12 protein-coding genes are annotated in these 11,132 nt (G+C 74.0%); 8 read left to right on the top strand and 4 right to left on the bottom strand.

Annotated features, from left to right (window positions below; all coding sequences use genetic code 11):
• Positions 1-196: 196 nt before the first annotated feature.
• Positions 197-646 (bottom strand): DUF4870 domain-containing protein, encoded by a 450-nt coding sequence (locus D476_RS0117370; RefSeq protein WP_239648738.1) that lies wholly within the window; start codon positions 644-646, stop codon positions 197-199.
• Positions 647-1,021: 375 nt separating this feature from the next.
• A complete protein-coding gene (locus D476_RS0117365) occupies positions 1,022-1,828 on the bottom strand; it encodes a DUF3097 domain-containing protein (protein WP_017625203.1) in 807 nt (268 codons plus the stop codon).
• Positions 1,829-2,357: 529 nt separating this feature from the next.
• On the opposite strand from D476_RS0117365, the gene hrcA reads away from it, so the two are divergent.
• From hrcA to D476_RS0117350, 3 genes are read left to right on the top strand one after another with little or no spacing between them, the layout of a single operon-like run.
• Positions 2,358-3,371: a heat-inducible transcriptional repressor HrcA gene (gene hrcA, locus D476_RS0117360; RefSeq protein ID WP_017625202.1), complete on the top strand. Its 1,014-nt coding sequence runs from the start codon at positions 2,358-2,360 to the stop codon at positions 3,369-3,371.
• Entirely contained in the window at positions 3,372-4,517 is a 1,146-nt protein-coding gene (dnaJ, locus tag D476_RS0117355) for a molecular chaperone DnaJ (protein WP_026123593.1), read from the top strand.
• A complete protein-coding gene (locus D476_RS0117350; protein WP_017625200.1) occupies positions 4,517-5,269 on the top strand; it encodes a 16S rRNA (uracil(1498)-N(3))-methyltransferase in 753 nt (250 codons plus the stop codon). The genes dnaJ and D476_RS0117350 overlap by 1 nt, the downstream gene beginning before the upstream one ends.
• A gap of 164 nt (positions 5,270-5,433) precedes the next feature.
• On the opposite strand, the gene D476_RS0117345 is transcribed toward D476_RS0117350, so the two are convergent.
• The gene (locus D476_RS0117345) at positions 5,434-6,222 is read right to left on the bottom strand and encodes a hypothetical protein (protein ID WP_017625199.1); all 789 of its coding nucleotides are present in this window, start codon (positions 6,220-6,222) and stop codon (positions 5,434-5,436) included.
• On the bottom strand, positions 6,219-6,752 hold the full coding sequence (locus tag D476_RS0117340) for a SigE family RNA polymerase sigma factor (protein WP_026123592.1): 534 nt from the start codon (positions 6,750-6,752) through the stop codon (positions 6,219-6,221). The genes D476_RS0117345 and D476_RS0117340 overlap by 4 nt, the downstream gene beginning before the upstream one ends.
• A gap of 565 nt (positions 6,753-7,317) precedes the next feature.
• Here D476_RS0117340 and D476_RS0117335 point away from each other — a divergent pair.
• From D476_RS0117335 to D476_RS0117315, 5 genes are all read left to right on the top strand, one after another.
• Complete coding sequence (locus D476_RS0117335) at positions 7,318-7,671, top strand: histidine triad nucleotide-binding protein (RefSeq protein ID WP_017625197.1); 354 nt, start codon at positions 7,318-7,320, stop codon at positions 7,669-7,671.
• Positions 7,672-7,801: 130 nt separating this feature from the next.
• Complete coding sequence (locus D476_RS0117330; RefSeq protein ID WP_017625196.1) at positions 7,802-8,881, top strand: PhoH family protein; 1,080 nt, start codon at positions 7,802-7,804, stop codon at positions 8,879-8,881.
• Positions 8,882-8,926: 45 nt separating this feature from the next.
• The gene (gene ybeY, locus D476_RS0117325; RefSeq protein WP_017625195.1) at positions 8,927-9,415 is read left to right on the top strand and encodes an rRNA maturation RNase YbeY; all 489 of its coding nucleotides are present in this window, start codon (positions 8,927-8,929) and stop codon (positions 9,413-9,415) included.
• A gap of 1 nt (position 9,416) precedes the next feature.
• Positions 9,417-10,745 carry a hemolysin family protein gene (locus D476_RS0117320; protein ID WP_017625194.1) on the top strand — a complete coding sequence of 443 codons (1,329 nt, stop codon included), beginning with the start codon at positions 9,417-9,419 and terminating at the stop codon, positions 10,743-10,745.
• Positions 10,742-11,092 (top strand): hypothetical protein, encoded by a 351-nt coding sequence (locus D476_RS0117315; protein ID WP_017625193.1) that lies wholly within the window; start codon positions 10,742-10,744, stop codon positions 11,090-11,092. Before D476_RS0117320 ends, D476_RS0117315 begins: the two co-directional genes overlap by 4 nt.
• The last annotated feature ends 40 nt before the right edge of the window (positions 11,093-11,132 follow it).

Genomic DNA, 11,132 nt, shown 5'->3' with positions numbered 1-11,132 from the left:
GGGCTGCGGGGGCTGCTGGCCGTAGCCGGGCTGCTGCGGCTGCTGGCCGTAACCCTGCTGAGGGTGGGGCTGCTGCCCGCCGGGCTGGGGTGGGTAACCCATGGTCGGTTCTCCTAGGTCGATCAGGTCGTTGAGCCGAGGGGGCTCTGCGGCGCACGCAGAGGAGTCGGTCGCCGGCCGAAGGGGCAGGGGCCGGTCACTTCACGAGGCGGACGGCCACGGGGTAGCGGTACCACCCGCCCTTGTTGGCATTGGCGGCGGCCAGCACGCCGAACACGATGGACAGGCCCCAGACCAGCGCGATCAGCACCGATCCGATCCACACCACCGTCGGTGTCAGGAACGCGAGCACAATGTAGACGATCCAGGCGAGGGCGTAGGGGATGAGCAGGGTGAGCTGGAAGTTCAGCGCCTCGGAGGCGTGGTGGCGGGCGAAGGCCGACCGCTGCTTCTGGCTCGCGTGCACCAGCAGCGCGGGCAGCCACCCCAGGCAGGCCACCACGATTCCCGACAGGTGGGCGATCATCGCCCAGGTGGGGTCCTCCGCCGAGGGGGCCGGGCCCGAGGCCGGGACCGGGCCGCCGCCGGGGAACCCGGGGACCGCCGGGCCCTGCATCGCGCCGACCGCGGGCTGCTGCCCCGTCACGGCCTGACCGGGCGCCCCGGGGGGAACCGGGCCGCCGGGAGGCGCCATCCGCGGACCGCCCTGCGGCCCTCCCTGGGGCTGCTGCTGCGGATACGGCGACGGGTGCGGAGCCGCGCCGGGGTAGCCGGGCTGCTGCGGCTGCTGCGGCGCCTGCGGTGCGAACCCCGGCCGACCGCCGGTTCCAGGGCCGGGGGCGCCGGGCGCGGCTCCGCCCGGTCCCTGTGCGGGGTCCTGGGGCTGGTGCTGATTGGGCGGGGTCTCGCTCATGTCGTCCCTATGGCTTGCCGATTGCGTGGTGCCGCGGTCCCGGGAGGGCGCCGACGGGCACCCGGCCACCGCGCGCCGCGCCGATCCTGCGGTTCCTGCGGTACCGTCCTAGTCTTGCATCGCGGGCGGCACCGTGACGAAGTCGATCAACTCTTCGACGCGCCCGAGCAGCTCCGGTTCCACGTCCTTGTACGACCGGACCGCGCCGAGGATGCGCCGCCACGCCTCCCCGGGCTCCTCGCGGATGCCCAGCGCCTGCAGCACCCCCTCCTTCCAGGGCGTGCCGCGCGGCACCTCCGGCCAGGCCCCGATGCCGAGCACCGAGGGCTTCACAGCCTGCCACACGTCGATGAACGGGTGACCGGTGACCAGCACGTGCGGGGAGGAGACCCGCTCGGCGATCCGGCTCTCCTTGGAGCCGGGCACCAGGTGGTCCACCAGCACGCCGAGGCGGCGCCCGGGGCCGGGGCCGAACTCCTCCACGATGGCCGGGAGGTGGTCGACGCCCTCCAGGTACTCCACGGCCACGCCCTCCACGCGCAGGTCGTGCCCCCAGATCCGCTCGACGAGCTCGGCGTCGTGGACCCCTTCGACGTAGATGCGGCTCTCCCGTGCCACGCGCGCGGACGCCCCGCGCACCGCCACCGACCCGGAGGCGCTGAGCAGCGGGCCGGAGGGGGAGGGGGCCGAGGGCCGCACCGCCGTCGCGGGCCGCCCCTCGACCAGGAACGCCGCGGGCTCCAACTGGAACACGCGGGTCGCCCCCTGCCGGTCCTCCAGGGTGACGGTCGACTTGTCCCAGGCCACCACGGCCCCGCAGAAGCCCTCGTCGGCCGATTCCAGGACGAGCCCCGGCTCCAGTTCGACCTCGGCGATGCGGTCCTTGTGCGGCCGCCGCCAGTCGCCCGCCAGCACGTCCGAGCCGTATCTGTCGGAATTCTTAGGCACGGCGGGGATTCTAGTGGGAGACGGGCCGCGGGGCCGGAGTCCGCGCGATCCGGGGATGGGCGGGGCGTACCGGGGCCTACCGGAACGCAGCGGGGTGAGGCCGTGGGGGTCCGGAAACTCTGACGAAAAGGGGCGGATGGAGCTCATGGGGTGGGCAAGGCCACGTGCGGCGGGTGCGGCCCCCGGGGCCGCCGTGCCGCCCGGGCCGACCGCCGATCCGCAGCCGCCCTGCTGCGGGATTCCCCGCCCCCGCCCCGCACTCCGGGCGGCCCGCCGCGCCCCCGGCGCAGGCGGCCCCCGGGAAACGGCGGTGCGGCGTCCAGGGGCGCGCATGTGCCATGCTCCGGAGGGTCCACCGCCGTACCGCGCCCTGTCCGGGGCGTTCACGGCCGTGTGCGGCCCGGACTCCGGCCGCCGTCGGGGCAGGTCCCGAGGCGGTTGGACCGGGGCGCATAGAATTAGCACTTAAGACCACGGAGTGCCAGGAGGTGAGCGCGTGCTCGACGACCGGAAGCTGGCCGTCCTGCGTGCCATCGTCGAGGACTACGTGTCCACGAACGAGCCGGTGGGTTCCAAGGCCCTCGCCGAGCGTCACACCCTGGGTGTATCCCCGGCCACGATCCGCAACGACATGGTGGCGCTGGAGGAGGAGGGGTACATCGCCCAGCCGCACACCAGCGCCGGGCGCATCCCCACCGACAAGGGGTACCGCCTGTTCGTCGACCGCCTCTCCACGGTCAAGCCGCTGTCGGCGGCCGAGCGCCGCGCCATCGAGACCTTCCTGCGCGGCGCCGTCGACCTGGACGAGATCGTGGCCCGGACGGTGCGCCTGCTGGCGCAGCTCACCCGGCAGGTCGCCATCGTCCAGTACCCCTCCCTCACCCGCTCCTACGTGCAGCACGTGGAACTGGTGCCGCTGGGCCCGCACCGGGTGATGATGGTCCTCATCACCAACACCGGCCGGGTCGAGCAGCGCGTCATCGACCACCTGGACGCCGTGGACGAGGAGGGCGTGGACCGGCTGCGGCAGGTCCTCAACCAGACCACCGCCGGGCAGTGGCTCACCGACGTTCCGGGCGCCGTGGCCGACCTGGCCGCCCAGGCGCCCCCGGAGGACCGGCAGATGACCGCCTCGGTGCTGTCGGTGCTGCTGGAGACCCTGGTGGAGCGGCACGAGGAGAAGGTGGTGCTGGGCGGCACCGCCAACCTGGCACGGATGGGTTTCACGGCCGGCCTGCGGGACGTGCTGGAGGCCCTGGAAGAAAACGTGGTCCTGATCCGTTTGCTCGGTGAGGCGGGCGATCCCTCCATGCTGACCGTGAGCATCGGTGCGGAGAACCCCTACGAGGGCCTGAGGGGCACCTCCATCGTCTCCGCCGGGTACGGAATGGGCGACCAGACCCTGGCCAAGCTCGGGGTGGTCGGACCCACACGCATGGACTATCCGGGAACGATGGGAGCGGTACGCGCGGTGGCTCGGTACATTTCTTCGATTCTGGCGGGGCAGTAAGTGGCGAGAGACTATTACGAGACCCTCGGTGTGCGCCGGGACGCGTCCAAGGACGAGATCAAGAAGGCGTACCGGCGGCTCGCGCGGGAGTTGCACCCCGATGTCAACCCCGACCCGGCCACCCAGGAGCGCTTCAAGGAAGTGACCCAGGCCTACGAGGTCCTCTCCGACGACGAGAAGCGCCGCATGTTCGACATGGGCGCCGACCCGTTCGCGCCCGGCGGCGGGGCGGGCGGCCCCGGCGGCGGCTTCGGGGCGGCCGGGTTCCCCTTCGACGACATCATGAACGCCTTCTTCGGCGGCCAGGCCGGGGGCAGGGGCAGCGCACGGGACCGGGTGCGGCGCGGACGCAGCATCAAGATCCGCGTCGAGCTGGACCTGTCCGAGACCGCGTTCGGGGTCACCAAGGACGTGACCTTCCCGACCGCCGTCCTGTGCGACACCTGTCAGGGAGAGGGGACCGCCAAGGGCACCAGCCGCCACACCTGCGACATGTGCCAGGGCCGCGGCGAGGTGTCCCAGGTCACCCGGTCGTTCCTGGGCCAGGTCATGACGACCCGCCCGTGCCCGCAGTGCTCGGGCCAGGGAAGCGTCATCACCGACCCGTGCGCGGACTGCGCGGGCGAGGGGCGCGTGCGCGAGCGCGTCACCCGCAAGGTGCAGATCCCCGCGGGTGTCGAGGACGGCACCCAGATCCAGCTCGCCGGCGAAGGCGAGGTGGGGCCGAACGGCGGCCCGCGCGGCGACATCTTCCTGGAGATCGTGCAGCGCCCGCACCCGGTGTTCGAGCGCCGCGGGGACGACCTGCACTGCACGATAACGGTGCCGATGACCGCGGCGGCGCTGGGCGCCTCGTTCACCTTCGAGACGCTCGACGGCACCGAGGAGATCGACCTGCGGCCGGGCACCGGCTCCGGGCACGTCATCACCCTGGCCGACAAGGGCGTCAAGCACCTGGACGGCGGCGGCCGCGGCGACCTGATGATCCAGGTCGACGTGGAGACCCCGGCCAAGCTGGACGAGGAGCAGGAGGCACTGCTGCGCAAGTTCGCCGAGCTGCGCGGCGAGACCCAGCCCCCGGGCAAGTTCAGCCCCGGGCACGGCGGGCTGTTCTCCCGGCTGCGGGACGCCTTCGGGGCCCGCTGATGACCGCGCCGGTCTTCCTCGCCGAGGAGGGCGGGCTGGACGGCGACACCGCGGTGCTGCGCGGCCCCGAGGGGCGGCACGCGGCCGCGGTGCGCCGCATCGGGCCGGGGGAGGAGGTCGACCTGGTGGACGGGGCGGGCACGCGTGCCCGCTGCACCGTCACCGAGGTCGGCAAGGACACGGTGGTGTGCGCGGTGCGCGATCGGCGCACCGAGCCCGCGCCGCGCCCGCGCCTGACCGTGCTGCAGGCACTGGCCAAGGGGGACCGCGGCGAACTCGCCGTGGAGCTGATGACCGAGGCCGGGGTGGACCGGATCGTGCCGTGGTCGGCCGAGCGGTGCGTCGTCCGCTGGAAGGGCGACCGCGCCGCCAAGTCGCTGGCCAAATGGCGCTCGACGGCGCGGGAGGCCGCCAAGCAGGCCCGCCGCGCCCGGGTGCCCGAGGTCGCCGACCCGGTGGGCCGGGACGGCGCCGCGGCGCTGCTCGGCAAGGCCGACCTGGGGCTGGTGCTGCACGAGGAGGCCGCGCTGCCGCTGTCGCAGGTGGCCCTCCCCGGTGAAGGCGCTGTGTCCGAAGCGGGCGAGGGGATCGTGCTGGCCGTGGGCCCCGAGGGCGGGGTCGGTGAGGCCGAGCTGGAGGCGTTCGACGGCGCCGGAGCCCGGCGCGTGCTGCTCGGGCCGACGGTGCTGCGCACGTCGACCGCGGGCGTCGCGGCCCTCGCCGTACTGCAGGCGCGCTGCGGCCGCTGGTGAGAGGCGGCGAAGCGGTCATCCGATAGCGGTCATCCAGCGGTCACCGACAGAGGCGGGGCGCCACCGGAAGGATCCGGTGGCGCCCCGTTCCTCGCCGGTCCCGGGCCGACTTCGGAACCGCCGGGCGGCGGGGGACGTGGCCCCCGGAAGAGGCGCTCCACGCGCTACTCCACGGGCACGTCCGTCGTTCCGCCGTCGCCGCCGTCCTGGTCGGGGTCGGGCGAAGGGGAGCCTCCGCCGTCGTCGGAGCCGCCGTCACCGGAACCGTCGCCGCCGGAGTCGCCGCCTCCGTCGCCGCCGGTGTCTCCCCCGCCGGTGTCGCCGCCTCCGGTGTCTCCGCCGTCGCCGGAACCGTCGCCGCCTCCGTCACCGGAGCCGTCGCCGCCGTCACCGGGGGGCCGGTCCGGGTCGCAGTCGGGGTCCTGCTCGGACGAGCCGTCCCCCGGTGCGTCCGATTCCTGTCTGCCCGTCGACGTCGGGACGGGCGTGTCCTCGTCGGGCGGCGCAGGCGTGCGGCAGTGCTCGGGCAGGCCCGCCACGGTGCCGTCGCCGTCCTCCTCCGCATCCGGGGAAGGGGCCCCTCCGCCTTTCCCGCCCGTCGCGCCGCCGTCGCCTTCGGGGCGCTCGGCATGGCCGGTGTCGTCGGTGGCCCTGCCCGCTCCGCCGCCGTCCGGCCGCTCCTGCTCGGGGGTCCCGGCGTTGTTGGCGGCGAAGAAGATCTGCTCGCGCAGCTGCGGCGTGCCCATCAGCACGCTCCCCGCGATGGCGGCCGCCGCGCCCACCGCCAGCACCGGGCGCAGCCAGGGCAGCCCCGACCACAGGGGGGAGCGCCGGTTCTGGGTGCGGTCCCTGATCGCGTTCAGCGCCTCAGGGGACGGCTCCACGGAGTCGGCCTCCGCGCGCAGGATCGCGCGCAGCCGCTCCTCGGTGCCCTCGTCGAATGGTTCGTTCATGTCGTCTGCTCCAGAACCGAGCGGAGCGCGGCGATGCCCCGTGCCGTATGACTCTTGACGGCGCCGCGGCTGATGCCCATCGCATCGGCGATCTGGGCTTCGGACAGGTCGCCGTAGTAGCGCAGGACGATGGCCTCGCGCTGGCGGGTCGGCAGTTTGCGCAGCGCGGCGATCACCGCGGCGCGCTCCAGCTCGCCCAGGGCGCCGTGCTCGGCGCTGGGTGCGTCGGGCAGGGCCTTGGGGGCGTGCTTCTCCACCACCGCCCGGTGCCGCAGCACCGAGCGCGCGCGGTTGACCACCGATTGGCGCAGGTAGGACAGGGCCTTGTTGGGGTCCCTGAGCCTGCGCCAGGCGCCGTGCATCGCCACGAAGGCGTCCTGGACGACCTCCTCGGCGGTGGCGTGGTCGCGCACGAGGAGGGCCGCCAGCCGCACCAGCGGCCGGTAGTGCTCGCTGTAGAGGCGGGTCACGGCCTGGTCCGCGTCCCACTCGATTGCTGTCGCTGCCGCCGCGGTCGTCCCCGCGACCATGGTCTCCGTCACGTCCGTTCGACGCGCGCCCTTGTCGCCGGGTTTACGAAAGGGCATACCTATTCTTCTCGTTGAGGTGTGTGGTCCTGCTCATGCCACCCCGCGTGCGCCCCGGCGCCGGTCCGCGGGGGAGGGGCCCCGGGGGGTGAGGAGGACGCCATGGGCGAAGCCACGCGAAGGAACAGAATAGCCCGCAACGGCGGCGAATCGCGGAGGGTTCGCCGATTGTGCTTCCCCGCTCCGCGCGGCTGCAACCTCACAGATGGGTCACGGTCCGGGCGTCGGCGCGGGGCGGTCCGCCCGCCGAGCCGCGGCCCACGGTAGGGGAGGGACGGCGCCGCCCGCTCCGGAACGGCGGGAATTCGGTGGCGGAGGAGCACGGTGCAGGAGGAGGCTGGGCCGGGGACGGCGGATCGGGTCCGCCGGGGTCCCCCTCGCCGTCACCGGTCTGCGGCATGATGGGGGCGGGCGCCGAACGCCTCCGGAAGCGCCGGGGGCCGGGGCCGGACCCCGGCAGGGGCGTCCCGAGCAGCCGCGAGCAGCGAGTAGTTGGGAGAGGACACAGGTGGCCCAGAGCGACCCCGAGTGCCTGTTCTGCAAGATCGTCGGCGGAGAGGTGCCGGCCGAGATCGTCCGCGAGGGCGAGCGCACGGTCGCCTTCCGCGACATCAACCCGCAGGCGCCCACGCACGTGCTGGTGATCCCGCGCGAGCACCACCCCGACGTGGCCGCGGCGGCGCGCGCGGGCACCGGCCTGGTCGACGAGATCGCCCGCGAGGCCCAGGAGGTGGCCCGGGGCGAGGGCATCGGGGCCGACTACCGCATGGTGTTCAACACCGGCACCGGGGCCGGGCAGACGGTCTTCCACGTGCACGCCCACGTGCTGGGCGGGCGCGGCATGGAGTGGCCCCCCGGGTAGGTGCCGGTGCGGGCCCAGAGCCCCTAGGAACAAACCGGGCCGGGGGCCCATTGGGATAAGGTGAAGGGGTCGCCGCGAGCGACCACGTGGAACGCGAGAGGCAGGGGCGAGAAGGCCGCAAGGCCGACCCATGGTCGAGACAACGCAGAACAGCACCCAGGTCAAGATCGTCGTGCCGGAAGAGCACATGATGGTCGCCCTGCTCGGTCCCGAGGACGAGCTGCTCCGCACCGTCGAGAGGGCCTTCGAGAGCGACATCCACGTGCGCGGCAACGAGATCACCATCAGCGGCTCCCCCGATGAGACCTCGCTGGTCGTGCGGCTGATCGAAGAGCTGCTGGAGCTGGTGAAGAACGGCACGCACATCACCCCCGACGCGATCGACCGCACCCTGGCGATGCTGCGCTCCCCCTCGGACGAGCGCCCCGCCGAGATCCTGACCGCCGACATCCTGTCGGCGCGCGGACGGACGATCCGCCCCAAGACGCTCAACCAGAAGCGCTACGTCGACGCCATCGACCGGCACACCATCGTGTTCGGCATCGGCCCGGCCGGGACCGGCAAGACCTACCTGGCCATGGCCAAGGCGGTCAAGGCGCTGCAGAACAAGCAGGTCAACCGGATCATCCTGACCCGCCCGGCGGTCGAGGCCGGCGAGCGGCTGGGGTTCCTGCCCGGGACCCTGTACGAGAAGATCGACCCGTACCTGCGGCCGCTCTACGACGCGCTGCACGACATGCTCGACCCGGACAGCATCCCCAAGCTGATGTCGGCGGGCACGATCGAGGTGGCCCCGCTGGCCTACATGCGCGGGCGCACCCTGAACGACTCCTTCATCATCCTCGACGAGGCGCAGAACACCTCGCCCGAGCAGATGAAGATGTTCCTGACCCGGCTCGGCTTCGGCTCCAAGATCGTCGTCACCGGCGACGTCACCCAGGTCGACCTGCCCAGCGGCACCTCCAGCGGCCTGCGGACCATCGAGAACATCCTGTCGGGCATCGACGACATCGGGTTCTGCCGCCTGGCCAGCGAGGACGTGGTCCGGCACAAGCTGGTCAGCGCCATCGTGGACGCCTACGGGCGCTACGACGGCGGCCGCGCCCGCGACCGGGCACCCGGCGGCGGCCGGGACCAGGGGCGGGGACAGGGCCGGGAACAGGGCCGGGGCCGGGGGGCCGAGCACGGCCGCCGGGCCGAGGGCGAATGAGCCCCCGGCGGAGCAGCGGAGCACACGAGTAAGGCGCGCAAGACGATGAGTATCGACGTCGCGAACGAGTCCGGCGTCCCGGTCGACGAGACGGCCCTGTCCGAGCTGGCCCGCTACGTGCTCGACGCGATGCGGGTGCACCCGCTCGCCGAGCTGTCGGTGGTGCTGGTGGACGAGGAGCCCATGGCCGAGCTCCACCAGCGGTGGATGGACCTGCCCGGACCCACCGACGTGATGTCCTTCCCGATGGACGAGCTGCGCCCCGGCGGCCCGGAGCGCACCAGCGACCCGGGCCAGCTCGGCGACGTCGTCATCTGCCCGCAGGTGGCGGCCCGCCAGGCCGAGGAGGGCGGGCACAGCGCCCAGGACGAGCTGGACCTGCTGTGCACGCACGGCATCCTGCACCTGCTCGGCTACGACCACGGCGAACCCGACGAGCGGGCGCAGATGTTCGGCCTGCAGGCCGACCTGCTCATGGGGTGGCGGCCCAGCGCCGCGGAGGCCTCGCGCACCGCCGAGACCCGGGAGGGGTGAGGTGGCCACCGCGCCGGCCGCATTCCTCGCCGCCGCGGCGCTCGGCCTGGCGGCCGCCTTCCTCGTGGCCGCGGAGATCGCCGTCACCCGGGTCGCCGCCGGGGCCGCCGGGCCCGCCGGCGCCCTGCCCGAGCGGCGCCGCGCCCGGCTGGAGGCGCTGACCGCCGACTCGGCGCGCACCCTCAACCTGGTGCTGCTGCTGCGGGTCGCCTTCGAGGTGCTGGCGGTGGTCGCGTTCGCCGCGGGCGCCGTCGCGCTGCTCGGGCCCACCTGGGCGGCGGCCGCCCTGACCGCCGCGGTCATGGTGCCGGTGGACTACGTCCTCATGGGGGTCACCCCGCGGATCCTGGGGCGGCAGTTCTCCGTGGAGGCCGCCGAGGCCACCGCGGTGCTGCTGGCCTGGCCCGCGGTCGTGCTGGGGCCGCCCGCGCAGCTGCTGGTGCGGCTGGGGCGGGGGCTCACCCCGCGCAGCAAGGGCGAGCGCGGCGGGCCGTTCAGCAGCGAGGAGGAGCTGCGGCGGCTGGTCGACCTCGCCGAGCGGGGGCACGTCATCGACGCCGACGAGCGGCAGATGATCCACTCGGTGTTCAAGCTCGACGACACGGTGGTGCGGGAGGTGATGGTGCCGCGCACCGACATCGTCTTCGCCTCCGCCGACGACGACCTGGACGCGTGCCTGTCGCTGGCCCTGCGCAGCGGCTTCTCCCGCATACCGGTCACCGGGCGGGACGAGGACGACGTGGTCGGCATCGTCTACCTCAAGGACCTCACCGCCCGGATGCGCGACCACTGGGCCGGGGCCGAGGCGGCGTCCGGGGACGGCCGGCCGGTGCCGCCGGTGCCTCCGGCGCGCGCGGCCATGCGCCCGGCCTCCTACGTTCCCGACTCCAAGCCCATCGACGAGCTGCTGCGGCAGATGCAGCGCCAGCGCATCCACATGGCGGTGGTGATCGACGAGTACGGCGGCACCGCCGGGCTGGTCACCATCGAGGACATCGTCGAGGAGATCGTCGGGGAGATCACCGACGAGTACGACGACGAGGTGCCGCCCATCCAGGACCTGGGGGAGGGCCGGGCCCGGGTCACCGCGCGGCTGCCCCTGGGCGAGCTCGCCGAGCACTTCGGCGCGGACCTGGACGCACCCGACGTGGACACGGTGGGCGGACTGCTGGCCTACGCGCTGGGCCGGGTGCCGATCAGCGGGTCCCGGGCCGACTACGCTGGTCTGAGGCTCACCGCCGAGGACCCCGCCGGCCGCCGCAACCGGACCGCGACGGTGCTGGTGGAGCGGCTGGACCCGCCACCCGGACCGGACGAAGGAGAGCAGTGACCGACACCAACGCCCCCGAGCTGGGCGCCGAGGACAGCAAGCTCGTCACCCTCGCCCGCGCCTCGCGGGCCCGCACCGGCGCCGCCGAGGGCGCGGCCGTGCGCGACGAGACCGGCCGCACCTACACCGCCGTCACCGTGGACCTGCCGCACCTGCGGCTGACCGCGCTGCAGGCCGCGGTGGCCGCCGCGGTCGCCAGCGAGGCCGAGCACCTGGAGGCCGCCGCGGTGGTGACCGAGGAGGAGGCGCTGCGCGGCGGGGACCGCGACGTCGCCGCCGACCTGAAGACCGGCGTGCTGATCACCGCCGCCCCCGACGGCACCCCGGGCACCGTCGACCGCACCTGACCCGGGCCGGGCGGGGCCCCGCGCCCCGCCCGCCCCACCC

Source organism: Nocardiopsis chromatogenes YIM 90109 (assembly GCF_000341185.1).
Classification (GTDB): Bacteria; Actinomycetota; Actinomycetes; order Streptosporangiales; family Streptosporangiaceae; genus Nocardiopsis_A; species Nocardiopsis_A chromatogenes.
Note: the sequence above shows the minus strand (reverse complement) of the source record. Positions and strands in the feature narration are given on the sequence as shown.

Bases quoted from the DNA above. Each gene is read 5' to 3' on its own strand.
- D476_RS0117350 (WP_017625200.1), top strand. From the start codon at position 4,517: ATGACCGCGCCGGTCTTCCTCGCCGAGGAGGGCGGGCTGGACGGCGAC.
- D476_RS0117345 (WP_017625199.1), bottom strand. From the start codon at position 6,222: ATGAACGAACCATTCGACGAGGGCACCGAGGAGCGGCTGCGCGCGATC.
- D476_RS0117340 (WP_026123592.1), bottom strand. From the start codon at position 6,752: ATGGTCGCGGGGACGACCGCGGCGGCAGCGACAGCAATCGAGTGGGAC.
- D476_RS0117330 (WP_017625196.1), top strand. From the start codon at position 7,802: ATGGTCGAGACAACGCAGAACAGCACCCAGGTCAAGATCGTCGTGCCG.
- ybeY (WP_017625195.1), top strand. From the start codon at position 8,927: ATGAGTATCGACGTCGCGAACGAGTCCGGCGTCCCGGTCGACGAGACG.